Source organism: Streptomyces sp. R21 (assembly GCF_041051975.1).
Lineage (GTDB): Bacteria > Actinomycetota > Actinomycetes > Streptomycetales > Streptomycetaceae > Streptomyces.
The window spans coordinates 1,948,853-1,974,942 of the sequence record NZ_CP163435.1 but is presented as its reverse complement, the minus strand read 5'-3'; the positions used below and the strand labels follow the sequence as shown (position 1 = coordinate 1,974,942).

Below are 26,090 nucleotides of genomic sequence, written 5' to 3'. Positions count from 1 at the left end.
CGAGGTGGAGATGTCGTCCCGTACGTTCAGCACGCGCAGACCGGTGAACGACGGGCCCAGTGGGAAGCGTCGGCTGCCCGCCTCCGTGGCCTCGCTGCTGACGGGCTGTCTGCTGCTCGGCATCGGCGGCATGCTGCCGCTGCTCACGGCGGTGCCCGCCCGTGCGGACGAGACGACCGTCTCCGTCGACGCCCTGCGCACCGGCTGGGACCCGAACGAGCCCGGTCTCGCCCCCGCCCAGGTGTCGAGCTCCGACTTCGGGCAGCAGTTCTCCACCGCCGTGGACGGTCAGGTCTACGCCCAGCCGCTCGTCGCCGACAAGACCGTCGTCGCGGCCACCGAGAACGCCAAGGCGTACGGCCTCGACCCGGCCACCGGGAAGATCAACTGGACGAGGAACCTCGGCACGCCCTGGCCGGCCTCGGCGATCGGCTGCGGGGACCTGGTGCCGAACTTCGGGGTGACCTCGACCCCCGTGTACGACCCGGCCACCAAGACCGTCTACCTCACCGCGAAGATCAACGACGGCGTGGACGCCCAGCACCCCAACTGGTACGTCCACGCGCTGGACGCGGCCACCGGCGCAGAGCGCAGCGGCTGGCCGGTGAAGGTGCAGGGCGCCCCGGTCAACGACCCCGGCCGCCCCTTCAACGCGTTCACCGCCGCCCAGCGCCCCGGCCTGCTGCTGATGGGCGGCTCCGTCTACGCGGCCTTCGCCTCCCACTGCGACATCCGCCCGTACGTCGGCTACGTGCTCGGCGTCAGCACCTCGACCCGCAAGACCACCCTGTGGGCCACCGAGGACTCCTCCGCCAACGGCATGGCCGGGATCTGGATGAGCGGTGGCGGCCTGGTCTCCGACGGGCCGGGCCGCATGTTCCTGTCCACGGGCAACGGCATCTCCCCGGCGCCCGGCCCCGGTTCGAAGCCGCCGGGCCAGCTCGCCGAGTCCGTGGTCCGGCTCGGCGTCAACAGCGACGGCACGATGTCCGCCCAGGACTTCTTCAGCCCCGCCAACGCACCCACCCTCGACCAGAACGACACCGACCTCGGCTCCGGCGGACCGGTGGCGCTGCCCGGCCCGGTCTTCGGCACGACCCAGCACCCCCATCTGCTGGCGCAGATCGGCAAGGACGGCCGCCTCTTCCTGCTCGACCGGGACAACCTCGGCGGCCGCGCCCAGGGCTCCGGCGGCACCGACGCGGTGCTCGGCAGCTTCGGACCGACCGAGGGCGTCTGGGGACACCCGGCCGCGTACGGCGCGGAGGGCGGCTATGTCTACACGATCGGCAGCAGGGGCCCGCTGCGGGCCTTCGCGTACGGCGTCGACGGCTCGGGCCGGCCGTCGCTGACCAACACCGGTGCCAGCACCGGGAACTTCGGCTACACCTCGGGCTCGCCCGTGGTCACCTCCACCGGCACGACAGCGGGCTCCGCCCTCGTCTGGGCGGTCTACACGGACGGCTCCAACGGCGCCGGAGCCCAACTGCGCGCCTACGACGCCGTACCGGTCAAGGGGACCCTCAACCTACGGTTCTCCGCAGCGATCGGCACCGCGTCCAAGTTCGCGGTGCCCGCCACCGACGGCGGCCGCGTCTACGTCGGCACCCGGGACGGTCACATCCTCGCCTTCGGGCGCCCGTCCACCACCGCGCTGAACGGGAGCCCGGTGGACGTCGGCAAGGTGGCCGTGGGCAGCACCGGGCAGGCCACCGCGAAGGTGACGGCCACCAAGGACGTGACGATCACGGCGGTGGGCACGCCCACGGACAGCGCGTTCTCCGCCGCGCCCACCGGACTGCCGGTCACGCTGCACGCGGGGGACACCTACTCGGTGCCGGTGTCGTACACGCCGACCACGCCGGGGTCGGACAGCTCGGTCCTGACCTTCACCACCGACGCCGGCGCGGTCGGCCTCGGCCTCACCGGCTACGGCACCCGGCCCGGCCTCACCGCCTTCCCCTCCGCCCTGGCCTTCGACACGGTGGCCACCGGCACCGTCAAGACCCTCGGCGTCAGCTTCACCAACACGGGCACCGAGGCCGAGACGATCTCGGCGAGCAGTCCGCCGGGCGCCCCCTTCGCCGCCGTAGGGCTGCCCGCCGACGGCACGGTCGTCGAGCCCCAGCATTCCGTCATCGTCCAGGTGAAGTACACGCCGACGGTCGCCGGCGACAACTCGGGGACGCTCTCGGTCACCGGGCAGAACGGCACCGCGTCCGTGAGCCTGACCGGCACGGCGGTGGTCGGTGAGGCGCGGCTGACGGTCACACCGACCTCCACCGACTTCGGCAGCGTCGCGGTCGGGAAGTCGGTCACCAAGACCTTCGACATCAGCAACACCGGCAACATCCCGCTCACCATCACCAAGGCGGCACCGCCCGCGGCCCCGTTCCAGGTGACCAACCCGCTCAGCGAGGGCCAGGTCATCGGCCCCGAGGACGTGGTGCACCAGTCCGTCACCTTCTCCCCGACCGCCGTCGCCGCGGCCACCGGCACCTACCAGCTCACCTCCGACGACGGCCGGGGCCCGCAGAACGAGACGCTCACCGGCATGGGAACCGCGCCCGGCCGCGTCACCGTCCCCGCACCCGGAGCGGGCGGCTGGAAACTCAACGGCTCCGCCCAACTCTCCGGCAACGACCTCCAGTTGACCCAGACGAGCGCCTCCCAGGCGGGCTCGGGTGTCTTCCCCGTCCCGGTGGTCACCGACGGCCTCAAGGCGGCGTTCACCACCGTCATCGGCGGCGGCACCGGCGCCGACGGACTCACCTTCGCCCTGCTGGACCCGGCCAAGACCACGCCGAGCGCGCTCGGCGCCAACGGGGGAGGCCTCGGCTGGTCGGGCAAGCCGGGCGTGGCGGTCACCTTCGACACCTACCGCAACGGCAGCGACCCGTCGTCGAACTTCGTCGGCATCGCCACCTCGGGAAGCGGCTCCACCCTCACGTACGCGGCGACCACCACCGCCGTACCGCCGCTGCGCTCGGGCCCGCACGCCGTGGCCGTCTCGATCTCCGGGAAGACCCTCACCGTCTCCATGGACGGCACCCGGCTGCTGAGCACCACGGTGGCCTCGCTGCCGCCGACCGCCCTGCTGGCCTTCACCGGCGCCAACGGCGGCAAGACCGACATCCACACGGTCCGCGACACGATCATCACCGCGACCTCGTACGCCGTGCCGCCGCCCGGACCCAACGGCTGGACGTACAACGGCTCCGCCGCGCTGTCCGGCACCAGCCTGTCGCTCACCCCGGCCGTCGCGAACAGCAGGGGGTCCGGCATCCAGGCCACCGCCGTTCCCTCGGCCCGCCTCAAGGCGACCTTCACCGCCTCGATCGGCGGCGGCACCGGCGCCGACGGTCTCGCCCTCCTGCTGCTCGACGCGTCCAAGGCGACCCCCACCGCGCTCGGCGCGGGCGGCGGCGGCCTCGGCTACTCGGGCCTGCCCGGCATCGCCGTCACCCTGGACACCCACCGCAACACCGGCGACCCGTCCGCGAACTTCGTCGCCGTCGCCACCGGCGGCACCGGCGCGACCCTCCGCTACGCCGCCACCTCGACCGCCGTCCCCGCCCTGCGCACCGGCACCCATGCCGTCACCGTGACCGTGACGACCACCGGTCACCTGCTGGTGGCCGTCGACGGCACCCAGGTCATCGACACGGCGGTCACCCTGCCCCCGAACCTGCTGGTCGGCTTCAGCGGGGCCACCGGGGGCGCGACGGACAACCACACGGTGAGCGCCGTGAAGATCACCTACTGAGCCGCCGACGAGCCGAGGAGACCCCATGATCCTGCGGGCACCGTCCGCATGCACCGTTCAGCGTGCGGTCGCCATCTCGCCGACCGGCTTCCTCGAACCGTCCCTGCTGCCGTCCTCGGCGACCCCCGGCTGCTCGAGGTCCCGCACCGTCCACAGCCACCGCACGTCCCGTCCGAACGACCACACCAGCGAGCCCAGAGCCAGGGCCACCGCCCCGACCGTCCCCGCGTACGGCAGCAGGTCGGACGCCGCGACCAGCAGCAGGATTCCCTGGAACGCCGCCACCGTCTTGCGGGCCATGCTCGGCGGGAGTTCGCCGTTCAGCCAGGGCAGGACCCGTGCCGCGGCCACGAAGGCGTAGCGCATCAGGCCGATGGCGAGGACCCAGGGGCCCAGGGACATCGAGACATAGATGCTGAGGACGAGGATCAGGAACGCGTCGACCTCCATGTCGAAGCGGGCGCCGAGGGCGGAGGAGGTGCCGGTGCGGCGGGCGACCTTGCCGTCGACGCCGTCGAGGATGAGGGCCACGGCGGTCAGGCCGACGAAGAGGGTGACCGGCGGGGAGCTCTCGAAGGAGTCCGCGACCAGGGCGGTGACGGCGCCGACCAGGATCGAGCGGCCGAGGGTGACACGGTTGGCGGGGCCGAAGGAGCGCGGTTGCGAGCGGCGCAAGGCGCGGTTCAGGACCGCCCAGGTGGCGAGCGCGAAGGCCACGCCCGTGAGCCAGCCCGCGGGTCCCATCCCGATCGCCGTGCCCAGGAGGGCGAGGAGCAGGAGCTGCGCGCCCGCTCCCGCTGCTGTCTCCTGGTGGAAGAGCCGCGCGTCGTACGTGTTGTTCAGGGCCACCGAACATCCTCCGGCCGTATGACAAATTCGATCATCGCCGCGTACCGTGTGCGCGGCTTCGCAAAGCTTCATAGCTCCGTACGTGCAGAAATCCCCGATCGTTCAGGAGGCGCCCATGGAGCGCACCGCCCGAGCCTTCTGGCTCCGGTCACCGGGCCACGGTGAGATCCGGGACGTCACCGTCCCGGAACCCGCTGACGGAGAGGTGCTCGTGCGCGCGCTCTGCTCCGGGGTGAGCCGGGGCACGGAGACCCTCGTCTTCCGCGGCGGCGTACCGGAGAGTCAGCACGAGGTGATGCGTGCTCCGTTCCAGGAGGGCGATTTCCCCGCACCCGTGAAATACGGCTATCTCAGCGTCGGCCGGGTGGAGGAAGGCCCGGCCGAACTCGTGGGGCGGACTGTTTTCTGCCTCTACCCGCATCAGACGCATTACGTCGTCCCCGTGAGCGCCGTGACCGTCGTGCCCGACAGCGTTCCCGCCTCGCGTGCCGTCCTCGCCGGGACCGTGGAGACCGCCGTCAACGCCCTGTGGGACGCCGCACCGCTCATCGGCGACCGGATCGCCGTGGTGGGCGGCGGGATGGTCGGCTGCTCCGTCGCCGCCCTGCTCGGGCGGTTCCCTGGGGTGCGCGTCCAGCTCGTCGACGCGGACCCGTCCCGGCGCGACGTCGCACGGGCGCTCGGCATCGACTTCGCCCTGCCCGCGGACGCCCTCGGCGACTGCGACCTCGTCGTGCACGCCAGCGCCACCGAGGCCGGGCTCGCGCGGTCGCTGGAGCTGCTCCGCACCGAGGGCACCGTCCTGGAACTGAGCTGGTACGGCGATCGGCGCGTCAGCCTCCCGCTCGGCGAGGCCTTCCACTCGCGGCGCCTGGTCGTCCGCGGCAGCCAGGTGGGCACCGTCTCCCCGGCCCGCCGCGACAGCCGTACCTACGCCGACCGGCTCGCCCTCGCCCTGGACCTGCTCGCCGAACCCGCGTTCGACGCACTGGTGACCGGCGAGAGCGCATTCGAAGAACTCCCGGCCGTGATGGCCGAACTCGCCGCCGGGGAGATACCCGGGTTGTGCCACCGCGTGCGGTACGCCCCGGGCTGACCTTCCGCACCACCCTGCCTGACCTCCGAAATTAGGAGAACCGGCAGCTGAACAAGGAGAAGCTGGGAGCCGTACTACACGACACGGCATGCCCCGGCAGGGGATCAGACGTACCGCACCTGGAGGGTCGTCCGTTGTTCAGCATCACTGTCCGCGATCACCTGATGATCGCCCACAGCTTCCGCGGAGAGGTCTTCGGGCCCGCGCAACGCCTGCACGGGGCCACGTTTCTCGTGGACGCCACCTTCCGGCGTGCCGAACTGGACGACGACAACATCGTCGTCGACATCGGACTGGCCACCCAGGAACTCGGCGCCGTGGTGAGCGACCTGAACTACCGCAACCTCGACGACGAACCGGTCTTCAAGGGCACGAACACCTCCACGGAGTTCCTGGCCAAGGTCATCGCCGACCGGCTCGCCGACCGCGTCCACGAAGGCAAGCTCGGCGAGGGCGCCCGCGGGCTCGCCAGCATCACGGTCACCCTGCACGAGTCGCACATCGCCTGGGCGAGTTACGAGCGTGCGCTGTGACCGACATGACGCATCTGACCCGTACCGGCATCGAGCAGCCGTCCCTGTCCTACGTGCCCGTGCAGCACGCCGCCCTCAAGAACGCCGACATCATCCCCATGTCCCTGCGCTCCGTTCACTTCGTGATGCCCGGTGGCGTCGACGACCCGGCCGCCCCGAGCGGCGGCAACGCCTACGACCGGCGGCTCTGCCTGGACCTGCCCGGCTTCGGCTGGCAGGTCCGGCGGCACGCCGTCGCGGGGGAGTGGCCGCGACCGGGAGCCACCGCCCGCACGGAACTCGCCCGTACGCTCGCGGAGTTGCCCGACGGCACGGTCGTCCTGCTGGACGGGCTCGTCGCCTGCGGCGTCCCCGAGATCATCGTCCCCGAGGCCGAACGGCTGAGCCTGGCCGTGCTGGTGCACCTCCCGCTCGGCGACGAGAGAGGACTCCCGCCCGCCGTCGCGGCCGAGTTGGACGCCCGGGAACGGACGACCCTGCGCGCCGTCTCGGCGGTCGTCGCGACCAGCGACTGGGCGGTACGGCGGCTCGTGGCCCACCACGGGCTCGCCCCGGAGCGGGTCCATGTCGCCGCCCCCGGCGCCGACATCGCGCCGCTCGCCCCCGGCACCGACGGCGTCTCGCGGCTGCTGTGCGTCGCCGCGGTGACCCCGCGCAAGGGGCAGCACCGGCTGGTCGAGGCCCTCGCCGCCGTCACCGACCTGCCCTGGAGCTGCTTCTGCGTCGGCTCCCTCACGCAGGATCCGGCCTACGTCGCCGAACTCCGCGCCCTGATCGAGAAGTTCGGCCTCGAGGACCGACTGCAGCTCGTCGGCCCGCAGGCCGGTGCCGCACTCGACGCGAGCTATGCCGCGGCCGACCTGATGGTCCTCACCTCGTACGCGGAGACGTACGGCATGGCGGTGACCGAAGCCCTCGCGCGCGGCATCCCCGTGCTGGCGACCGATGTCGGCGGCCTCCCCGAGGCCGTCGGCCGCGCCCCCGACGGCGGGGTGCCCGGCATCCTCGTACCGCCGGAGGACCCGGCCGCCCTCGCCGCGGAACTGCGCGGCTGGTTCGGCGAGGCCGACGTGCGCCGCCGCCTGAAGGCGGCCGCCCGCGGCCGCCGGGCGGCCCTGGACGGCTGGGCGACAACCGCCCGCAGCCTGGCCGGTGTACTGGCCCGGCTGCCGAGGGAACCCCGGAGGGCGGCATGAACATGAGCGTGAGTGCGAGGACGGCTTCGCAGGATGCTGCGGGTGCCGGAACCGTGGCGGGAGACGCGGCGCAGACGTCGGTAAGTGCCGGGTCCCTGGCGGGAGATGGTGTGTCCCCGGCGGGAGATGTGGCGCCGGGGTCGGCAACTGCCGTGTTTTCGGCGGGAGGTGCCGCCGCCGAGGGTGGAGGCGCCCCGGACTACGCCGGGAACGCCGCACCCCCGGGCGCAGGCGCCTCGTCCCTCGACGGTGACGCGTCGCCCGGCGCGGACGAGCTCGACGTTCCCCGCTTCGCCCCCCAGTGGCTCGAACTGCGCGAGGCGGCCGACGCCTCGGCGCGGGCGTCCGCCCTGCTCGATCCGCTGCGGATCCGGCTGGCGAACCTGCCGGGGCGGCCCGGCGATCTGGTGATCCACGACCTCGGCTGCGGGACCGGATCGATGGGCCGATGGCTCGCCGGACGTCTCGACGGTGCGCAGCACTGGATCCTGCACGACCGCGACCCCTACCTGCTGCACTTCGCCAGCGCCGCGGCGCCCCGCGTGGCCGCCGACGGCAGCCGGGTCACCGTCACGACGCAGCGCGGCGACATCGGGCGGCTGACCGCGGACGCCCTGAACGGGGCCGCGCTCGTGACCGCCTCCGCCCTGCTGGACGTCCTCACCGCCGACGAGATCGAGCGGCTCGCCGCCGCCTGCGCGGGCGCCGGCTGCCCGGCGCTGCTGACCCTCTCGGTCGTGGGCCGGGTCGAACTCACCCCGCCCCACCCGCTGGACGCCGAGATCGGCGAGGCGTTCAACGCCCATCAGCGGCGCGGCGAACTGCTCGGCCCCGACGCGATCACGGAGGCCTGCGCGGCCTTCGCCCGGCACGGGGCCACGGTTCAGGTGCATCCGAGCCCCTGGCGGCTCGGCCTCGATGACGCCGCGCTCACGGCGGAGTGGCTGCGCGGCTGGGTCGGCGCGGCGGTCGAGCAGCGACCGGAGCTTGCGGCCAGGGCCGACACCTATCTACGGGACCGGCTGGCGGCCTGCGCCGAGGGCACGCTGCGCGTGGTGGTGCACCACAGCGACCTGCTCGCACTGCCCCGGCCGACGGGCGGGACCACGTGAACGCGCGGGCGGGCACCGCCGCCCTGACCGTACCGACGGCCAGTGTCGGTGTGCCGGTGCGGCAGCCGGCCGCCGGGCGGGCAAAGGCGGCGAAGTCCGCGAAGGCGGGAGCGCTGCGCACCCACCTCGGCACGATCGCCGGCGCCGTCATCCTCACCGTGCTGCTCTGGCGGCTCGGCACCGGCGTCTTCCTGGACGGGCTGCGGCGCATCGACGGTCCGACTCTCCTGGCCGCGCTCGCGCTGGGTCTGCTCACCACCGCGCTCAGCGCCTGGCGCTGGTGCGTGGTGGCCCGGGCGCTGGGCCTGCGGCTGCCGCTCGGCGCGGCTGTCGCCGACTACTACCGCGCGCTCTTCCTCAACGCGGCGCTGCCCGGCGGCGTCCTCGGTGATGTGCACCGGGCGGTACGGCACGGGCAGAGCGCCGGCGACGTCGGACGCGGGGTGCGCGCGGTGGTCCTCGAACGGACCGCGGGGCAGGTCGTGCTGGTCGCGGTAGGCGTAACGGTCCTGCTGACGCAGCCGTCCCCGGTCCTCTCCGAGACCCGCCGCCTTTCCGGACTGCTCGCGCTCGGCGCGCTCGGCGGGCTCGCGGTCGTGGCCGCCGTCCGGATGGGCCGGGCCCGCGGGATCTCCCGGCGGGGCCGGGCCGTCCGCGCCGCGCTCACCGAAGCGCGCCGGGCGCTGCTGGCCCGCTGCAGCTGGCCCGGTGTGCTGGTCTCGTCCACCGTGGTGCTGGCCGGCCACCTCGCGATGTTCCTGCTCGCCGCCCGCGTCGCCGAATCCACCGCGTCCGCAGCCGAGTTGCTGCCCCTGGCGTTGCTCGCCCTGCTGGCGATGGGGCTGCCGCTGAACATCGGCGGCTGGGGCCCCCGGGAAGGTGTCACCGCCTGGGCCTTCGGCGCGGCGGGCCTCGGTGCGACGACGGGCCTGACCGTGGCCGTCGTCTACGGAGTGCTCAGCTTCGTGGCGAGCCTGCCGGGCGTCGTCGTGCTCGTCGTGCGGTGGTACGCGGGGCTTCGGAACCCGCGCACTGCCACGGAGGAGGCGGCGGTCCCGGAGGCCGGGCACGAGGCGGTCGCCCCGGACACCGTAGACCTTCACAAGCCGTCGTACGACGAACACCAGCCGTACGGCGGTCACGAACCGCACGACACCGCCGAGTTGCCCGAACCGGCAGGCGCCCCCCACGCCCACCGAACCAGCACCCCCGGCCCCACCCGCACCCACACACCCCCGGCTCCCTACCCCCGTTCACCCCCTGCGGGGTCCCCGACACGGCGTCACGGAAGCCGGCGCCGCGGGGCCTCTCCGGGGAGTTCCGTCTCCGAGGTGACCAAGGAGAAGTACGCGCCGAAGGATTCGGCCAGCCCCGCCAGCAGCTCCTTGCCCTTGTCGGCGGAGGCGAGTGACGGGCGGCCGATGACTCCGGATTCCGTATAGGCCGACATGCCGAGGGTGAGCAGGTGCCTGCGGTCGTCCGCGACGAAATCGGAGGTCTCGTATCCGGGCCGGACGAATTCCGGGTGGGCGTGCAACAGAATGGAGGTCTCGATTTCTCCGGCATGCATATCGGTGAGCAACGAGGTCTGTACGCCGGCCCGTTCACGCGCGGCCTCCCAGTCCTCCAGGGCCGGGAAAAGCGCCATTCGGGTTCCGGTGCCGAAGGATTCCTGAACCACATTGCCGAGTACGTAATTCCCGCCGTGCCCGTTGATGAGCACCAGGGTGTCGACGCCGGAGCGGCGGAGCGACTCGGCGATGTCCCGTACCACCGCATGGAGGGTGACGGAGGAGATGCTGACCGTACCGGGCCAGGCGGCGTGCTCGTGCGAACAGGCGATGGTCACCGGAGGAAGGAGATGGACCGGGTACGCGGCGGCGACCTCCCGTGCGATGGCGCAGGCGACGAGCGTGTCGGTCGCCAGCGGCAGATACGGACCGTGCTGTTCGAAGCTGCCGACGGGAAGCACGGCGACCGCGCGAGCGACGCCTGATGCCCGCTCGCGCACGTCCTGTGCGGTGTCCTTCGGCAACAGACCGGATACCGTCGAGTGCGTTCCCGAACTACTCATGTTTTCACGGCCTTTCGACTCTGCTTAGGAACCAGATCATGACAGAAAACTATGGCGTACTCGGCGGGACCGCTCAGCTCTCGGGTGTCGAACGAGTCGTGATTGCCCCTTTGCCCACCGTGTACGGCGATTTTCAGGCCGTCGGCTACCTCGACCACGACCGTGGAGAGGAGCAAGTGGCCCTGGTGTACGGGGACGTGGACACCCTGGGGGAGTCGGACGTGCTTACCCGGCTGCATTCGGAATGCCTGACCGGAGACTCCTTCGGGTCCATGCACTGCGAGTGCGGGCCCCAACTCTCCACCGCGCTGCGGGAGATCGCGGCCGAGGGGCGCGGAATTCTCATCTATCTCCGCGGCCACGAGGGCCGCGGCATCGGCCTGCTCGCCAAGCTCCGCGCGATGAAGCTCCAGGCGGAGGGCCTCGACACCGTCGAGGCGAACCTCGCCCAGGGCCTCCCGGTGGACGCCCGCGACTACCGGGTGGCGGCGGAGATCCTGCACGATCTCGGCGTACGGTCGGTGCGGCTGCTGTCCAACAACCCGCGCAAGCGCGAGGCGCTGTTGCAGGGCGGCATCAAGGTCGCCGAACAGGTTCCGCTGCTGATACCGCCGTGCGAGGAGAACCTCACCTACCTGCTGACCAAGCGGGAGCGCCTCGACCACTACCTCCCGCACCTCGACGGGGCCCTCCTCGACAGGACCCGTCTGGACGGCGGCCACCTGGACGGAGGCGATCTTTTGCGGATCGGCGAAGACGGCTATCACTGAGGGCATGAGCCAAGAAGACGACATCGGTCCGCTGTATCTCTCCAGCGAACAGGTCCAGGAGCTGCTGACCACCGACGCGGCGATCGCCTCGCAGCGCGCGGCGTTCACCGCGCTCGGTGACGGCACCGCGGAGCTGCCCGGGAAGATCATGCATCCCAGCCGCTTCGACGACAGCGTCTTCTTCTCCTACGTCTCGCGGCTCTCCGCGGACACCGGGGCCGTCGCCAAGTTCGGCAGCGTCAACCCGGGCAACGCGGCGGCGGGGCTGCCGACCATCCACGCGGTGATCACCGCGCTCGATCCGGTCACCGGGCAGCTCGCCGCCGTCATGGACGGTACGGCGGTGACGACGCTGCGCACCGCCGCGGCGAGCGCCGTCGCCTTCGACGCGCTGGCCACCGCCGACAGCACGGAGCTGGGGCTGCTCGGCTCCGGCACGCAGGCGCTGGCCCACGCGCGGGCCGTGGCCCGCGTACGGGAGCTGCGATCCGTGCGCGTGTGGAGCCCGCACGCCGGGCGCCGCGCCCTGGCGGCCCAGCGGCTGGCGGCCGAACTCGGCATCGCCACCAAGGCCGTCGACTCCGCCGAGGAAGCGGTGGCCGGGCTGCCGATGGTCGCCGCCTGCACCCTCAGCAGCACACCCGTCGTACGGGGCGAGTGGCTGGCGCCGGGCTGCACGGTCGTCAGCGTCGGCTCCTTCGAACCGACCCGCAGCGAGGTCGACGCCGAGGTCGTACGGCGGGCCGCGGCCGTCGTCGTGGACGATCCGGGGACCGCTGCGGAGCACGCCGGGCCCGTCGTGGACGCGCTGCGGCAGGGGCTGCTCAGCCCGGAGCAGCTGATCCCGCTCGGCGGTGTGCTCACCGGCCGGCGGACCGCGCGGACGAGCCCCGACGACATCGTCTTCTACAACAGTGTCGGGCTCGGCATCCAGGACGCCGCGGCGGCCTGGGCCGTGATCGACGCCGCCCGGCGAGGGGAGGCCCACCGGTGATCAGCCGCGCCGGCGTCGTCGTCATCGGCGGCGGCGTCATGGGCACGAGCATCGCCTACCACCTGGCCCGCGCGGGCGTGCCCGACGTGGTGCTCGTGGAGCGCGACGAACTCGCCGCCGGGTCGACCTCGCGGGCCGCGGGCGGCGTCCGGGCGCAGTTCTCCGACGAGCTCAACATCCAGCTCGGCGCCCGCAGCCTGGAGGCGTTCGCCCGTTTCGGTGACGAGCCGGGCCACGACATCGGACTGCACCGGGTCGGCTACCTCTTCCTGCTCTCCACGCCGCAGGAGGTCGCCGCGTTCGAGGCCGGTGTACGGCTGCAGAACGCGCTCGGCGTGCCCAGCCGCGTGATCGACCCGGCCGAGGCGCGCCGACTGTCGCCGCTGATCAGCACCGACGGGCTGCTGGCCGCGGCGTTCTCCCCGGACGACGGGCACTGCACCCCGGAGTCCGTCGTGCACGGCTACGCGGCCGGGGCCCGCCGCCATGGTGCGACCGTGCTGCGGCACTGTGAGGTCACCGGCATCGAGCGGCACGGCGACGACATCACGGCGGTGGTCACCCGGCAGGGCCGGATCGCCACCGACACCGTCGTCTGCGCGGCCGGTGCCTGGTCGCGGGCCGTCGGCGCGATGGTGGGCGTGGACCTCCCGGTGTCGCCGCTGCGCCGCCAGATCGCCGTCACCGAACCCGTCCCGGGTCTGCCGCCGGACCTCCCCATGACCATCGACTTCACCAGCAGCCTCTACTTCCACACCGAGGGCCCCGGCCTCCTCGTCGGCATGTCCGACCCCGACGAGAGCCCCGGTTTCTCCACCGAGACGCACGACCGCTGGATCCCGCGGCTGGCCGAGGCCATGGAGCGGCGCGCCCCCGCCCTCCTCGACCTGCGCCGCACGGGCGGCTGGGCGGGCCTCTACGAGATCACGCCGGACCACAACGCCCTGATCGGCGAGGCGAGTTCCTGCTCGCGCTTCCTGTACGCCACCGGGTTCTCGGGCCATGGATTCCTCCAGGGACCGGCCGTGGGCGAGGTCGTCCGGGACCTGTACCTGGGCCGCTCACCCTTCGTCGACATCAGCCCCCTGAGCGTCGAGCGCTTCGCCGCCGACGCCCTGCGCCCGGAGGTCAACTGCGTATGACCCAGCTCCACTTGTGGCTGCGCCACGAGACCCGTACGACCGAGCGGCGTACCCCGGTCGTACCGTCGGACGCCCGGCGGCTCGTCGAGAGCGGCGTGACCCTGACCGTCGAGCGCTCGCCGCAGCGGATCTTCCCGATCGAGGCGTACGAGGAGGCCGGCTGCCGGGGTGCCGAGGCTGGCTCCTGGGTCTCGGCGCCGCCCGACGCGGTCGTCGTAGGCCTGAAGGAACTCCCGGACGAGCCGAGCGAGTTGGTGCACCGGCACGTCTTCTTCGGGCACGCCTACAAGGGTCAGCCGGGAGCGGCCGGGCTGCTGCGCCGCTTCGTCTCCGGCGGCGGGGCGCTGCTCGACCTGGAGTACCTGGTGGACGACGACGGGCGCCGGCTCGCCGCCTTCGGCTACTGGGCCGGGTACCTGGGGGCGGCGCTGGCCGTCCTCCACGCGCGGGGCGCGCTGCGTACGCCGCTGGAACCGACGTCGAAGCCGCAACTGGAGGCAGAACTCCGGGCGTCCGAGGGGGAGTTGAGCGCACTGGTGATCGGCGCCCTGGGCCGCAGCGGCCGGGGTGCGCGGGTCGCCCTCGGCGAGGCCGGGATCGAGCCCACCTGCTGGGACCTCGCCGAGACCCGGGACCTGGACCGAAAGGCCCTGCTGGACCACGAGTTGGTGGTCAACACCGTGCTCACCACGCGGCCGATCCCGCCCTTCCTGACGGACAAGGATCTCGACGAACCGGGCCGTCGGCTCAGGATGCTCTCGGACGTCACCGTCGATGTCGGCTCACCCATGAACGTCCTGCCGGTCTACGACACCACCACCGACTGGGAGCAGCCCGTGCGCCGCCTGCGCGAGCGGCCCCCGCTGGATCTCATCGCCATCGACAACCTGCCGTCGCTGCTGCCTCGCGAGGCGAGCACCGATTTCTCGGCGGCTCTGCTGCCCCCGCTCCTGGACTTCGGGCACGGCGGGCCGTGGGGGCGCTGCCTGGAACGGTTCCATCAGGCCTGCCGTGAACGCGGCATCACAGACTCGGAGTTCCGCAATGTCTGAGCTGGTTTCCGCGAGCGGCACCGTCCACTGGGTCGGTGCCGGACTGTCCACGGGCAGCGGTCTTGCCGCGCTGTGCGACGCCGCCGACCGCGTACTGCTGTGGCATCGCACCGAGGAGCGCGCCGGGCAGAGCCTGGCGGCACTGGGCCTGACCGGTCGCGCCGAGCCCCGCGCGTTCACCCTCGCGGCGCTCACCGCCGACCTCGCACCCGGCGACGTCGTCGTGTCGATGCTCCCGGCGCCCGAGCACGCCCCGCTGCTCGCCGCCTGCGTCGAGCGCGGCGCCCACTTCGCCTGCTCCAGCTATGTGTCGGACGCGGTCCTGGAGCAGGTGCCCGCGGCCGCGGCGGCCGGGGTCGTGGTGCTGACCGAGGCCGGGCTCGACCCGGGCATCGACCACCTCTTCGCGCAGGGCCTGATCGCCCGCGCCCGGGAGGCGATCGGCGCCGAGTCGGCGGCCTCGTACCGCCTGACCTCCTACTGCGGCGGCATCCCCGCGGTGCCGAACGAGTTCAAGTACCGCTTCAGCTGGGCGCCCGCCGGAGTTCTGGGCGCCCTGCGCTCGCCCGCCCGCTATATCGAGGACGGCGCGGAGACCACGGCGGCCCGTCCCTGGGAGGCGACCCGGCCCCATACGATCGACGGCGAGACCTTCGAGGTCTATCCGAACCGTGACAGCGTGCCCTTCGTCGATCAGTACGGCCTTCCGGCCACGTGGAAACCGCAGACGTTCGTCCGCGGCACCCTCCGTCTCGACGGCTGGCTGCGCGCCTGGGACGCCGTCTTCGAGGAGCTGAAGGCGGGCGACGCCCAGCGCATCGGGGCCCTGGCACAGGAGCTGGCGGCGCGGTACCCGACGACCGACGCGGACCGTGACCGCGTCGTCCTCGCCGTCTGTCTCGACGCGCAGGGCGGCTCGGGCGAGACCTGGGCGGGCCGCTACCTCCTCGACCTCGAAGGAGCCGCCGAGGAGAGCGCCATGGCCCGCTGTGTCTCCCGCACCCTCGCCCTCGGCGTACGCCACATCCTCGACGGCTCGTTGCCGCCGGGCCTCAGCCGGGCCGCCGAGACACCGGAGCGCTCCGAGGAGTGGCTGGCCGAACTCGGGCGGGACGGGGTCGACTTCACTCTGCGGGTGGAGCCGTAGCCGCGCCCGCTCGCGCGGCAGGACTCTCGCCTCCCGGTCCTCCCGCGACATGCGGTGCGTGCGGAAGGCGCCGCATCGTGCGCAGCGGGGAGAAGAACACCGGGAGTACGGCGAGGAGTTCGCCGAGGACGCCGACCCACATGGCCTGGCGGACGCCGACGGTCTGGCCCAGCGTGCTGCCGATGAGCGCACCGATCGGCATGGAGCCCCACACCACGAACCGGTTGGTGGCCGTCATCCGGCCCAGCAGCGGCTTCGGGCACAACTGCTGCCGCACGGACACCGAGTTGATTTTGAACGTCATGAAGCAGACCCAGCCCAGGCCCTGGAGCGCGACAGCCACCGCGAACCGTCCGTCGGCCTGGTACATCGGCAGCGCCAGCAGCCACAGCACGCCGCTCGTGACCACCGACGCGCACATCGCGGGACCCTGGCCGAGCCGGTCGGCGATCCGCACCGTGAGCAGGCTGCCGAGCAGTCCGCCCGCCGCCTCCGCCGTGAACACCAGGCCGCAGAGGAAGGGGGACAGCCCGAGCTGACCGTTGAGCAGCACCAGCAGCATGGAGGCGCCGATCGTGCCGCACATGTTGGAGATCGCACCGGTGAGCGTGAGCGCCCGCAGCAGCGGGTTGCCGAAGACGAAGCGCAGCCCCTCGCCGATCTCCGCGCGCAGGCTCGCGTCCGGATGGACCAGAGGTTTTGCCTCCGCCCGGCGGATACGGGACAGGAAGAGCGCCGAGCCCACGAAGCCGACCGCGTCGACGAGGACCGCCACGGGCGCCGACAGGGCCCCGACCAGCGCTCCGCCCGCCCCGGGACCGCCCACCTGCGCGATGCTGCGGGAGGCCTCCAGCTTGACGTTCGCCTCCACCAGATCGGTGTCGTCGACGAGTTGAGGCAGATAGCTCTGGTGGGCCACGTCGAAGAAGACCGTGCACACGGACACGCCGAAGGCCACCCCGTACAACTGAGTGAGCGTCAGCACGTCGAGCCCGTACGCAACCGGAACCGATCCGAGCAGGGCGGCGCGGCACAGCGAGCCCGCGATCATCACGCGGGGGCGGCGCATCCGGTCCACCCAGGCGCCGGCGGGCAGCCCGATCACCAGGAAGGCCAGGTACTCGAAGACGACGAGCAGCCCGGCTTCGAACGGGGTGGCGTCCAGCGGGCCGATGGCGATGAGCGGGAGCGCCACGAGTGTGACGGCGGCACCGGTCTGGCTCGCCGTGTCGGCCGCCCAGAACCTGCGGAAGTCGGCATGCCGGAACAGGCCGGAAGAGAGGAGGGACATGGCGGGCAACATCACCACCGGCGGGCCGGGGCCGCCATTGATTTAGGCTGGGCGAAATCCTCAGTCGGGTCGACGGAGCGGGGGCGCCGGTGGGAACCGTGCGGTTCGGTGTGCACGATGTGGTCAACATCCGGTTCGCGATCTCGCCGCTGGGGGAGACCGTGGCCGCTTTCCGGGCCGCCCTCGACCCCGGCAGGTACGCCGTCCATCTGCCCTGGCTCCGCACGGCCGTACCCCTGGTCGAGGGCCGTGATCTCGCTCGACGTACGGCGCCACTGGCCGACTTGGTGCGCCGTACGGCCGTACCGGAGGCGCTGACACCCCCGCCGCGCTGCCCGCTGTCCGAGATCGAGGAGGAACTCGCCCGGGCGGCGGTGGGCGCGGAGACGGCCGATGCCGTACGCGCCTGGTGGCGGGCGGCGGTCGAGCCCCACTGGCCGCGCATGCGGGCCCTGTTGGAGGCGGACATCGCGCATCGGACGCGGCAGCTCGCCGAGGACGGCATCCGGGAAGTGCTCGCCCATCTGCACCCGACGCTGAGCTGGGAGGGCGACCGGCTCGTCTCGCCGCACCTGCCGTCCCCCGGGCCCGGCCGCGCCGACGTCGTGCTGGACCTCGACGGCGCCGGGATCACCCTGGCGCCCACCGTGTTCGCGCCCGAGTGCCGGCTCCTCGCCGGTGACGGCACGGCGCCGCCCGCGCTCGTCTACCCCGCACGGGCCCTCGGCCCCCTGTGGGAGCGGCGCGACCCCGCCGGTGACGGGCTCGCCCGCCTGATGGGCCGCAGCCGGGCCCGGCTCCTCGCGCACACCAGCTCGCCCAGCACCACGACGCAGCTGGCCGCGCGTACGGGGCTGAGTCCGGGTGCGGTCTCCCAGCACCTTGCCGTGCTGCGGGGCGCGGGACTCGTGACCAGCCACCGCTACCGGCGCGAGGTGCACTACACGGCGAGCGACCTCGGGACGGCGCTGCTGCGCAGCCCCTGAGCGCCCGGGGCGTCCGGTCTCACTCCACGATCGCCTCGGCCACTAGCCGCCGCAGTTCGGGAACGACCGTGTGCGACCCGGTCGGCCGTACCTGGGTCAGGAACTGGACGGTGAGATCCCTGCGCGGGTCGACCCAGAACGTCGTGGTCGCGACACCGCTCCAGCTGAACGTGCCCTCGCTGGACGGGGATTGGGTGATGTCCGGGTCGATCACGACGGAGACGCCGAGGCCGAAGCCGAGGCCCGCCTTGCCGGGGACCCGCTGGACCGGGCTGCCGAAGGTGCGGATGTCGGCGCCGCCGGGGAGGTGGTTGGAGGTCATCAGGTCGACGGTGGCGGGGCTCAGCAGCCGGGTCCCGTCCAGTTCGCCGCGGCGGCGCAGCATCTCCATGAAGCGGTGGTAGTCGCGCGCGGAGGCCACCAGGCCGCCGCTCCCGGACAGGAGACGGGGCCGCCCGTGCAGCGGCAGCCCGGCGATCGGGGCGATCCCGCCCTCTTCGGTCTCGCCGTACAACTCGGCGAGCCGGCCCGCCTGCTCGTCCGTGACGCAGAACCCGGCGTCGTCCATCCCGAGCGGACGGAAGACCCGCTCGGCGAGGAACACGTCGAGATCCTGCCCGGAGACCACCTCTATCAGGCGGCCGAGGACATTGTGCGCGACCGAGTAGTTCCACTCCGTGCCCGGCTCGAACTGCAACGGCAGCGAGGCGTACAGGTCGCAGGTCTCGGCGAGGTTCGTGCCCTCCCGTACCGAGGACTCGATGCCGGCGTCCCGGTAGAGGGCGTCGACCGGATGGGAGTGGTAGAAGCCGAAGGTCAGGCCCGCCGTGTGGGTCAACAGGTGCTGGATCAGGAGGGGTTGGGAGGCCGGGCGGGTCCTGGTGTCGCGGCCCGACCCGCCGACGTGGACCCGCGGATCGGCGAAGGCCGGGAGGAAGCGGGCGACGGGGTCGGCGAGACGGAAGTGTCCCTCTTCGAGGAGTATCAGCGCGGCGACCGACGTCACCGGCTTGGTCATCGAGTACATCCGCCACAAGGTGTCGGATTCGACGGGGAGTCGGGCCTCGCGGTCGCGCTCGCCATACGTGGTGAGGTGGGCGACGCGGCCGTGCCGGGCGACGGCCACGAGACAGCCGGGCAGCCGGCCGTCGTCGACCAGGTGCGCGAAGTGCTCGTCGAGCCGGGCGAGCCCCTTCGGATCAAGACCGGCCTCGCTCGGCTCGGCCTCTTGTCGCAGGTGTCCCATGGCTCTCCTCCCGACTGCGGCTCCTGGACGATTCCGTCCCGGCCCGTCCGGCCCGGAACGATCTCGCCTTCATGATCTCGTACGCACTTGCGCCTCGGCCCCGCTCGGAGGGTGAGGAGCGGGTACGACTTCGGAGTTCCCCGGCAGCCGCAGCGCGAACACCGCGCCGATCACCGACATCGCCGCGAGCGCGGTCAGCGTGGGGCCCATCGCGACACCGGTGAACGTCATCAACGTGGTCGCCACGGCCACGCCCAGCGTCGGCCCGACGTTCATCGCGGTCTGCTGGAGCCCGCCCGCCACCCCGGCCGACCGCGCCGAGGCGTGCCGCACCACGACGGCCGTCGCGGTGACCATCGCCGTGCCGAAACCGGCCCCCAGGAGCAGGAACCCGCCGCCGATCGCCCCGTCCGTGGACGCCCGGTCGAGCCGCGACAGCAGCAGCTCGCCGACGACGAGGAGCACCATCGCCGCCCCCGTCGTCCGGCGCGGCCCGAACCGGCGCATCAGCACGGCGGCGAGCGGCGCGGCGAGCACCATCGCGACGGCCAGCGGCAGCGCCCTGAGACTGCTGCCGAAGGGGTCGAGGCCGAGGACGTCCTGGAGGTAGTACACGCCGACGAACAGCGCACCGAACAGCGATGCCGAGGCGGCCACCAGGACGGCCAGCGCCGCGCCGACGGCCCGCGACCCGAGCACGTCGGGCGGCACGAGCGGGCACGCGGTACGGCGTTCATGGCGCACGAACGCGGCTCCCGCACCGGCGAACCCGGCCAGGCCCAGCGCGGTAGCCGCCGTCCAGCCCGTGCGCGACGTCTCGACCAGCGCCTGCACCAGGCAGACCAGGGCCAGCGCGAGCAGACCGGCCCCGGGCAGGTCGAGGCGGCTCGCGGGGCCCCGGTCCTTGTCGGGCGCCGGGGCGCGGACGGCCAGCGCCAGGACACCCATGACCAGCGCGGGCACGACGTTGAGGAAGAACACGGACCGCCAGCCGAGCCGGGTGACCAGGATCCCGCCGACGACCGGCCCTGCCGCCGCCGCGAGACCGATGGCACTGGTGCGCAACGCGATGGGCATGCCCAGCCGGTCGGGCGGGAAGGCGGCCCGCAGCATGCCGAGGGTGGCCGGTTGCAGCAGCGCCCCGAAGATCCCTTGGGCGACCCGCAGCCCGATGACCCAGCCGATGCCGGGCGCCACCCCGATGCCCGCCGAGGCCGCTCCGAAGCCCAGCATGCCGACACCGAAGAGCCGATGATGGCCGTACCGGTCCCCGAGACGGCCCGCGAACACCAACAGGCTGGCCACCGCGATGAGATAGGCCGTGCTCGTCCACTGGACCTGCGCGAACGAGGCATGCAGATCCCGTTGCAGGGTGGGCTGCGCCACGGTGAGGACCGTTCCGTCCAGGGCGACGACCACGGCGCCGACGACGCTGCTCGCGAGCGTGACGGGGCGGGTGAGGGCCCGATGCATCTGTGCGTTCACCGTTCCTCCGGCCCGACGTGCGCGTCCAGCACGGAACGCAGCAGGGGTACGAAGTCGTCCGTACCGGTGGCGAGTTGGAGACTGCCCCAGCCCCACAGCTGGGCGATCCCGTGCAGGTTCGCCCACAGCGCGCCCGCGACGATCCGCGCGTCGGCCTCGGGGCGCACCCGCGCCACCAGGTCCACCAGCATCCCGAAGAGCGGCAGGCTGGTGTCCCGCAGACCCAACGCCCCGCTCTCCAACAGATCATGACGGAACATCAGCTCGTACATCCCGCGCTGGGAGAGTGCGAAGTCCAGGTAGACCCCGCTCAGCACGGTGAGCCGGTCACGCGGGCTCGCCGTGTCGTCGCCGAGCGCCTCCGCGGCTTTGGCCCCCAGGTCGGCGAAGCCTCTGCGCGCGATGGCGGACAGCAGTTCGAGGTGCGTGGGGAAGTAGCGGCGCGGGGCCCCGTGCGAGACCTCCGCACGCCGGGCGATCTCCCGCAGGGACAGCGCCTGCACACCCTCCCTGGTCACCAGCTCCACCCCGACCTCGATCAGGCGGGCCCGCAGTCCGCTCTCCTGTTCACTCATAGACACTGTCTACCATCATAGGTAGACAGTGTCTACTCGATGTTCGCCCGGAATGCTCACCGGGGTTCCAGGCGTTGATCCGGTATGACTCAGGACGCGACGCAGGACGCACTGCTCAAGCTGCTCTCCGAGTACGACGGCGGGGTGCTCGTCACCCTCAAACAGGACGGGCGGCCCCAGCTGTCGAACGTCAACCACGCCTACGACCCCGACGAGCGGATCATCCGGGTCTCTCTCACGGACGACCGCGCCAAGACCCGCAATCTGCGCCGGGACGCACGGGCGTCGTACCACGTGACCAGCCAGGACCGGTGGGCGTACACGGTCGCGGAGGGGACGGCCGAGCTCACACCGGTCGCCAAGGATCCGTACGACGAGACCGTCGAGGCGCTCATCCGGCTCTACCGCGACGTCAGGGGCGAGCACCCCGACTGGGACGACTACCGGGCGGCCATGGTGCGCGACGGCCGCCTCATGCTCCGGCTCCACGTGGAGCGCGCCTACGGCATCGCCCGTGGGTGACGCCAATTCCTGGTGACTGATCATCACAAGCTGTCCCTGCCACTACCGTTGACACGAAGACGTCGGAAGCGGGGAGTGCGGGGCATGCTGGATCCCCTGTCGCTGGGCGCCATCTCGGTGGTGCTCGGAGCTGTCGGATCGGGAATGGGCACCGAGGCGGGCAAGTGGGCCTGGGAGTCGGCCGGAGGCCTTGTGCGCCGCATCGCGGGGCGGGAGGTCCCGGCGCCGACCACCGCCGACCAACTCGCCTCCGTCGCCCGGCTGGTGCACGAGGGAGTGCGCGGCGACGCGCAACTCGCCCAGGCCTGGACGCTGTTCGCGGGGGCCGTACGGCTGCCCGGTACCGGATCCCGCCGGGAGCGCCCTCGGCTTCCCCCGACCACCCGGCACTTCACGGACCGTCAGGATGCCGTGAAGGTGCTGGACAAGGAGGCGGCGCGCGCCTTCGACGGAAGCCCCCGCGCCGCGCTCCTGTACGGGAGGGAAGGCATGGGTGCCAGCGCGCTCGCCGTGCACTGGGGCTGGAGCCAGGCCCAGCGCTTCCCCGACGGACAGCTCTACGCCGATCTGCGCGGCCCCGGCGCGAGCGACCCGGGCGCCGTGCTGGGCTCGTTCCTGCGTCAACTCGGCTTCCCCGATGAGGAGATACCGGCCTCCACCCAGGGCCGCCTGACCTCCTTCCGGCGCTGCGCCGCCGAGCTGCGCCTGCTGCTGGTACTCGATCACGCCCAGTCCGCCGCACAGGTCCTTCCGCTGCTGACCTCCGCCCCCGGCGTGTTCACGGTTGTTGTCGCCCGGCGTCCGTTCACCGGTCTCGACGCCCTGCGCATCGAGGTCGGCCCGCTCGCCCGGCGGGACGCGAAACAGCTGCTCACCGCGCTCGTGGGGAAGCCCGCGCTCACCGCTGCCCGCGCCGAACTGCCCGCCCATCTGGAGCGCTGCGGAGGATCGCCCTACGCCCTGCGGGCCGTCGCGCTCCGCCTGACCGCACCAGCGCCGGAACCGGAGCCGACCGCCATGCCCGAAAACGATCCGGTGCGCGCGGCGGCCGAGGACTCCTACCGGCTGCTGTCACCCGGCGCGGCCCGGCTCTACCGCCTGGCCGGACTCTACGACTGGCCCGCCATCGACTCCGCGGCCGCCGCACGCACCACGGAGACCGAGGCAGGCGAGGCGGCCCTCCTCCTGGAGGAACTCGCCGACGCGCTGCTGCTGGAGCGCACCGACAGCGGGCGCTACCGGTACCGGCCTGTGGTGCGCGCGCACGCCGAGGCCGCCGCGGCCTCCGCCGACGGAATCGCAGGGTGCTCGGCGGCCATGTCCCGCAGCATCGACGGCTACGTTCAACTCGCCGTCGGTGCCGCACGGGCGGCCCTGCCGGAAAGCTGGCGCGTTCCCTCCGGGGCCGTCGCCCCCGTCGCCTACGCCAACCGGGGCGAGGCCGTGTCCGCGCTCGCCGCCGAATCGGGCAACCTCGTCCAAGCCGTCCGCGCCGCCCAGGAGTTCGGTGCCCGGGACTCCGTCATCCGGCTCTGCCAGGCGCTGTGGCCCCTCCAGTTGAAGGCGGGGCACCACGACGTCCTTCTCCCCGCACTGCGGACCGGCGCGCGCACGGCCGACGAACACCTCCCCGGCACCCGCGCGTCCGGGGCGCTGCACGCTCAACTGGCCCACACCCTGACCGAGTTGGAACTCTGGGACGAGGCCGAGCAGGAAGCGCTCGCGGCGGCGCGGGACGAGCGGTCGGCCGGGCATACGCGCGGTCACGCCTCCGCCGTCGAGTTCCTCGGGCTGCTCCGGCTGCGGCAGTGGCGCTGGGACGAGGCGTACGCCTGCTTCGAGGAGGCGGGCGGCATTCTCGACGGCATCGGACCCGACGGGGAGGGCGCCGCCGATCTGCCGCGCGCCCGCGCCCTGTTGGAGCGCCACCGGGGGCGTGCGCTGCGCGGCGTCGGGCGCCTGGACGAGGCGGGGGAGCGGCTGGAGCGGGCGCTGCGGTTCTTCCGGGACAGCGGCGAGGCGTACAACACGGCGCGCGCCCTCACCGACCTCGCCGAAACCCGCCTGGCGGAGGGCGAGTTCACTGTCGCGCTGCGGTTGATCGACGAGGCGGAGACGGCTCTCGCGGACGAGAGGGCCGAGTACCACCTCGTGTATCTGCGCACCCTGCGCGAGCGGTGCGTCAACGCCGGGGGCCGCCCTCAGGCGTGACCCGTACGCGGTGCACTGCCCGGCCCGTGCGCACGGTCAGGCCCTGGGCGACGAGCTCGTCGAGCGACTTGCCCGCCGCCAGCCAGGCGTGCAGCGCGGAGGCGTAGACGGCTGGATCGGCGTCCGCTGTCGGAGGGGTGTCCGCCTTCGGCTCGGCATCCGTCGACGGCTCGGCGGTCAGGTGCAGGAGGTGCCCGGCGCGGGTGCGGACCGTGCAGTCGTCCCGGCCGGTGACACAGGCGGACAGCGCGCAGTGCGGATGGCGGGCGAGTGCCTCGGAGGTCCAGAGCGCCGGGGAGCCGAAGCGTGGATCGGCGGCTCCGGCCTCTCTGAACACGACGTCGGCGAGAGCCAGTTGGGTGGGGTCCCGGGTGTCCTCGTGCACGGCCAGGTGCGCTTCGCCCGCACCGCCCGGCTCCTCGCGCGGGTCGGCATGGCGCACGACGGAGACCTCGCCCGCCCCGAGCAGCTGTGTGCGGACCCTCAACGGGGTGGTGCGTGACGGGGGTTCGTACGGTGGGAGGGGCAGCGATGCGAGCAGCGCGGGTGCGTCCGGCTCCGGGATGCCGAGGATGTCGTAGAAGAGGCGGCGCAGCCGGGGCGCCGACTCGCCGGGCACGGAACTGGTGAACTCGGCGGGGCCGGGCAGCGGTTGGTGGGCGGCGAGCAGTGTCTCCAGCTGGCGGCGCAGGCCGGCTCGCGGGTCGAGGCGTGGCGCCGTCCGGACGAAGTCGGAGACGGGCGCGTCGGGATCGAGGCCCGACAGAGGGGCCGCTCCGAGGAGTACGGGGGTGCCGAGCGCGGCGGCGTAGTAGGTGACCGAGCCGTGGTCGCCGATGACGGCGTCGGCCGCGAGCAGGGCCTGCCGCCAGCCCTCCAGGGGGTCGATCAGCGTCAGACCGGCGCGCTGGGCGCGGTCCAGCCAGGCGCGGATCTGGCCCGGGCCGTGGCCGTGCCAGATGTTGGGATGCAGGACGGCCGCGAGACGGTATTCGTCGGCCGGGAACTCCGAGGTCAGCCGGGGCAGCAGGGACGGCAGGACGTCATCGCCGCCGTCCCCGCCGTCGCCGAAGAGCGACTCGGGGTTCCAGGTGGAGTTGAGAAGGATCAGCCGCTGGCCGGCCCGTACGCCGAGGGCGCGGCGGTAGCGGTCCCGGTACGGGCGGGCCGCCAGCATGCGGTCGAAGCAGGGGTCCCCGGCGAGCACGGCGGTGGGGGCCGCCTCGGGGCAGGCGGCGCGCAGCCGGTCGTACTGCTCGGGATGCGAGAGGACGAGGGCGTCGGCGATCGGCTTCCCGTCCGCCGTGAGGAGCCACTCCCGCGAGAGCCCGAAGACGGGCACCGGGCGCCCCTGCGACCCGTGCTCCCCGTTGTTGTCCGTTGTTGTCCGTTGTTGTCCGTTGTTGTCCGTTGTTGCGAGTCTTTTAGTGTAGCCAATCCCGTGGGACAACACGGCCAATTGCCCAGAAAAAGCGTCGAGTTGACCGCCGAAGCTGGCGGAGATCACCAGGTCCACCGGGGTCGTGATCGCCTGCTCCCAGGGAAGTACCGGTACTCCGACATCCGCGAGCAGTTCGGCGATCCCGGAGCGGAAGGCCGACGATCCGGTGCAGGTCGCCAGCAATTGGATGCGGAGGTCGTCGTCGAACAGTGGCAGGACGTCCAGCAGCCGGGTGGCGGAGGTGACGTTGTGCACGACGAGCAGTACGGGTCTGCTGCGGCCCCGTGTCGCCCAGCGCGCGGCGTCGTCGCCGACCGGCACCCGTATGCGTCCGGCCCGCCCCGCGTCCATCCGCCGCCCCCTCGCGCCCTGCGGCCCGGACGGGATCCGGGCTCGCTCATGTGATCGGGCAACGATAGTCCGACGGTCGAGGAGCGCTCCGCGTGCGCCGGCCACCCCTGACCCGGCCGGTGTGCGCGGAGCGCCCCTCGATGACGTCGTACCACGTCCCGGGCGTGAGGTGAATGTCTCCTGCCGTCGAGGTACCGGGCAGGAGGTGAAGGTCTCATGCGTCGAGGCTCTGCCCCTCTTGCTCCCCGCCG

The 26,090-nt window shown here is 72.7% G+C and carries 20 protein-coding genes and 1 pseudogene; 14 read left to right on the top strand and 7 right to left on the bottom strand.

Going from position 1 to position 26,090, the window contains the following annotated elements:
- Nucleotides 1–10: 10 nt before the first annotated feature.
- Nucleotides 11–3,766 carry a choice-of-anchor D domain-containing protein gene (locus tag AB5J56_RS09035; RefSeq protein WP_369231801.1) on the top strand — a complete coding sequence of 1,252 codons (3,756 nt, stop codon included), beginning with the start codon at nucleotides 11–13 and terminating at the stop codon, nucleotides 3,764–3,766.
- Between the two features lie 57 nt (nucleotides 3,767–3,823).
- On the opposite strand, the gene AB5J56_RS09030 is transcribed toward AB5J56_RS09035, so the two are convergent.
- On the bottom strand, nucleotides 3,824–4,615 hold the full coding sequence (locus AB5J56_RS09030; RefSeq protein WP_369231799.1) for a CDP-alcohol phosphatidyltransferase family protein: 792 nt from the start codon (nucleotides 4,613–4,615) through the stop codon (nucleotides 3,824–3,826).
- A gap of 115 nt (nucleotides 4,616–4,730) precedes the next feature.
- On the opposite strand from AB5J56_RS09030, the gene AB5J56_RS09025 reads away from it, so the two are divergent.
- The 5 genes from AB5J56_RS09025 (at nucleotide 4,731) to AB5J56_RS09005 (ending at nucleotide 9,994) form a co-directional block, all read left to right on the top strand.
- The gene (locus tag AB5J56_RS09025) at nucleotides 4,731–5,711 is read left to right on the top strand and encodes a zinc-binding alcohol dehydrogenase (protein WP_369231797.1); all 981 of its coding nucleotides are present in this window, start codon (nucleotides 4,731–4,733) and stop codon (nucleotides 5,709–5,711) included.
- A gap of 134 nt (nucleotides 5,712–5,845) precedes the next feature.
- Entirely contained in the window at nucleotides 5,846–6,244 is a 399-nt protein-coding gene (locus AB5J56_RS09020) for a 6-pyruvoyl tetrahydropterin synthase family protein (RefSeq protein WP_369231795.1), read from the top strand.
- Between the two features lie 5 nt (nucleotides 6,245–6,249).
- Entirely contained in the window at nucleotides 6,250–7,440 is a 1,191-nt protein-coding gene (locus AB5J56_RS09015; protein WP_369231793.1) for a glycosyltransferase family 4 protein, read from the top strand.
- Between the two features lie 152 nt (nucleotides 7,441–7,592).
- Nucleotides 7,593–8,552: a methyltransferase domain-containing protein gene (locus AB5J56_RS09010; RefSeq protein WP_369231791.1), complete on the top strand. Its 960-nt coding sequence runs from the start codon at nucleotides 7,593–7,595 to the stop codon at nucleotides 8,550–8,552.
- 56 nt (nucleotides 8,553–8,608) lie between these two features.
- Entirely contained in the window at nucleotides 8,609–9,994 is a 1,386-nt protein-coding gene (locus tag AB5J56_RS09005; RefSeq protein ID WP_369242451.1) for a lysylphosphatidylglycerol synthase transmembrane domain-containing protein, read from the top strand.
- Here the strand turns inward: AB5J56_RS09005 and AB5J56_RS09000 are convergent.
- A pseudogene (locus AB5J56_RS09000) lies at nucleotides 9,877–10,626 on the bottom strand (creatininase family protein); the annotation flags it as partial. The gene AB5J56_RS09005 and the pseudogene AB5J56_RS09000 sit on opposite strands and share 118 nt — an antisense overlap.
- Before the next feature lie 38 nt (nucleotides 10,627–10,664).
- Here AB5J56_RS09000 and ribA point away from each other — a divergent pair.
- The 5 genes from ribA to AB5J56_RS08975 are packed head-to-tail and all read left to right on the top strand — an operon-like array spanning nucleotide 10,665 to nucleotide 15,731.
- Nucleotides 10,665–11,396: a GTP cyclohydrolase II gene (gene ribA, locus AB5J56_RS08995; RefSeq protein ID WP_369231789.1), complete on the top strand. Its 732-nt coding sequence runs from the start codon at nucleotides 10,665–10,667 to the stop codon at nucleotides 11,394–11,396.
- A gap of 4 nt (nucleotides 11,397–11,400) precedes the next feature.
- Nucleotides 11,401–12,390 carry an ornithine cyclodeaminase family protein gene (locus AB5J56_RS08990; protein ID WP_369231787.1) on the top strand — a complete coding sequence of 330 codons (990 nt, stop codon included), beginning with the start codon at nucleotides 11,401–11,403 and terminating at the stop codon, nucleotides 12,388–12,390.
- Complete coding sequence (locus tag AB5J56_RS08985; RefSeq protein ID WP_369231785.1) at nucleotides 12,387–13,532, top strand: NAD(P)/FAD-dependent oxidoreductase; 1,146 nt, start codon at nucleotides 12,387–12,389, stop codon at nucleotides 13,530–13,532. Before AB5J56_RS08990 ends, AB5J56_RS08985 begins: the two co-directional genes overlap by 4 nt.
- Nucleotides 13,529–14,584 carry a saccharopine dehydrogenase gene (locus AB5J56_RS08980; protein WP_369231784.1) on the top strand — a complete coding sequence of 352 codons (1,056 nt, stop codon included), beginning with the start codon at nucleotides 13,529–13,531 and terminating at the stop codon, nucleotides 14,582–14,584. The genes AB5J56_RS08985 and AB5J56_RS08980 overlap by 4 nt, the downstream gene beginning before the upstream one ends.
- Entirely contained in the window at nucleotides 14,577–15,731 is a 1,155-nt protein-coding gene (locus AB5J56_RS08975; protein WP_369231782.1) for a saccharopine dehydrogenase family protein, read from the top strand. Before AB5J56_RS08980 ends, AB5J56_RS08975 begins: the two co-directional genes overlap by 8 nt.
- On the opposite strand, the gene AB5J56_RS08970 is transcribed toward AB5J56_RS08975, so the two are convergent.
- Complete coding sequence (locus AB5J56_RS08970) at nucleotides 15,709–17,022, bottom strand: MFS transporter (RefSeq protein WP_369231780.1); 1,314 nt, start codon at nucleotides 17,020–17,022, stop codon at nucleotides 15,709–15,711. The genes AB5J56_RS08975 and AB5J56_RS08970 overlap by 23 nt on opposite strands.
- A gap of 89 nt (nucleotides 17,023–17,111) precedes the next feature.
- Here AB5J56_RS08970 and AB5J56_RS08965 point away from each other — a divergent pair, with 89 nt between their 5' ends.
- On the top strand, nucleotides 17,112–18,008 hold the full coding sequence (locus AB5J56_RS08965; RefSeq protein WP_369231778.1) for an ArsR family transcriptional regulator: 897 nt from the start codon (nucleotides 17,112–17,114) through the stop codon (nucleotides 18,006–18,008).
- 19 nt (nucleotides 18,009–18,027) lie between these two features.
- On the opposite strand, the gene AB5J56_RS08960 is transcribed toward AB5J56_RS08965, so the two are convergent.
- The 3 genes from AB5J56_RS08960 to AB5J56_RS08950 all read right to left on the bottom strand — a co-directional run bounded on the left by AB5J56_RS08960 (nucleotide 18,028) and on the right by AB5J56_RS08950 (nucleotide 21,314).
- A complete protein-coding gene (locus AB5J56_RS08960; RefSeq protein ID WP_369231776.1) occupies nucleotides 18,028–19,254 on the bottom strand; it encodes a serine hydrolase domain-containing protein in 1,227 nt (408 codons plus the stop codon).
- 69 nt (nucleotides 19,255–19,323) lie between these two features.
- Entirely contained in the window at nucleotides 19,324–20,727 is a 1,404-nt protein-coding gene (locus AB5J56_RS08955) for an MFS transporter (protein WP_369242449.1), read from the bottom strand.
- A gap of 8 nt (nucleotides 20,728–20,735) precedes the next feature.
- Nucleotides 20,736–21,314, bottom strand: a complete 579-nt coding sequence (locus tag AB5J56_RS08950) for a TetR/AcrR family transcriptional regulator (protein ID WP_369231774.1) — start codon at nucleotides 21,312–21,314, stop codon at nucleotides 20,736–20,738.
- Between the two features lie 84 nt (nucleotides 21,315–21,398).
- Here AB5J56_RS08950 and AB5J56_RS08945 point away from each other — a divergent pair, with 84 nt between their 5' ends.
- Entirely contained in the window at nucleotides 21,399–21,836 is a 438-nt protein-coding gene (locus tag AB5J56_RS08945) for a PPOX class F420-dependent oxidoreductase (protein WP_369231772.1), read from the top strand.
- 84 nt (nucleotides 21,837–21,920) lie between these two features.
- A complete protein-coding gene (locus tag AB5J56_RS08940; RefSeq protein WP_369231770.1) occupies nucleotides 21,921–24,047 on the top strand; it encodes a tetratricopeptide repeat protein in 2,127 nt (708 codons plus the stop codon).
- On the opposite strand, the gene AB5J56_RS08935 is transcribed toward AB5J56_RS08940, so the two are convergent.
- Nucleotides 24,019–25,839, bottom strand: coding sequence for a hypothetical protein (locus AB5J56_RS08935; RefSeq protein ID WP_369231768.1), 1,821 nt, complete (start codon nucleotides 25,837–25,839; stop codon nucleotides 24,019–24,021). The genes AB5J56_RS08940 and AB5J56_RS08935 overlap by 29 nt on opposite strands.
- Between the last annotated feature and the right edge of the window lie 251 nt (nucleotides 25,840–26,090).

Excerpts from the sequence above, each read along its gene's own strand:
- AB5J56_RS09035 (WP_369231801.1), top strand. The coding sequence starts at position 11 with ATGTCGTCCCGTACGTTCAGCACGCGCAGACCGGTGAACGACGGGCCC.
- AB5J56_RS09025 (WP_369231797.1), top strand. The coding sequence starts at position 4,731 with ATGGAGCGCACCGCCCGAGCCTTCTGGCTCCGGTCACCGGGCCACGGT.
- AB5J56_RS09015 (WP_369231793.1), top strand. The coding sequence starts at position 6,250 with ATGACGCATCTGACCCGTACCGGCATCGAGCAGCCGTCCCTGTCCTAC.
- ribA (WP_369231789.1), top strand. The coding sequence starts at position 10,665 with ATGACAGAAAACTATGGCGTACTCGGCGGGACCGCTCAGCTCTCGGGT.
- AB5J56_RS08990 (WP_369231787.1), top strand. The coding sequence starts at position 11,401 with ATGAGCCAAGAAGACGACATCGGTCCGCTGTATCTCTCCAGCGAACAG.
- AB5J56_RS08980 (WP_369231784.1), top strand. The coding sequence starts at position 13,529 with ATGACCCAGCTCCACTTGTGGCTGCGCCACGAGACCCGTACGACCGAG.
- AB5J56_RS08975 (WP_369231782.1), top strand. The coding sequence starts at position 14,577 with ATGTCTGAGCTGGTTTCCGCGAGCGGCACCGTCCACTGGGTCGGTGCC.
- AB5J56_RS08970 (WP_369231780.1), bottom strand. The coding sequence starts at position 17,022 with ATGTCCCTCCTCTCTTCCGGCCTGTTCCGGCATGCCGACTTCCGCAGG.
- AB5J56_RS08960 (WP_369231776.1), bottom strand. The coding sequence starts at position 19,254 with ATGGGACACCTGCGACAAGAGGCCGAGCCGAGCGAGGCCGGTCTTGAT.
- AB5J56_RS08955 (WP_369242449.1), bottom strand. The coding sequence starts at position 20,727 with ATGCATCGGGCCCTCACCCGCCCCGTCACGCTCGCGAGCAGCGTCGTC.
- AB5J56_RS08950 (WP_369231774.1), bottom strand. The coding sequence starts at position 21,314 with ATGAGTGAACAGGAGAGCGGACTGCGGGCCCGCCTGATCGAGGTCGGG.
- AB5J56_RS08945 (WP_369231772.1), top strand. The coding sequence starts at position 21,399 with ATGACTCAGGACGCGACGCAGGACGCACTGCTCAAGCTGCTCTCCGAG.
- AB5J56_RS08940 (WP_369231770.1), top strand. The coding sequence starts at position 21,921 with ATGCTGGATCCCCTGTCGCTGGGCGCCATCTCGGTGGTGCTCGGAGCT.
- AB5J56_RS08935 (WP_369231768.1), bottom strand. The coding sequence starts at position 25,839 with ATGGACGCGGGGCGGGCCGGACGCATACGGGTGCCGGTCGGCGACGAC.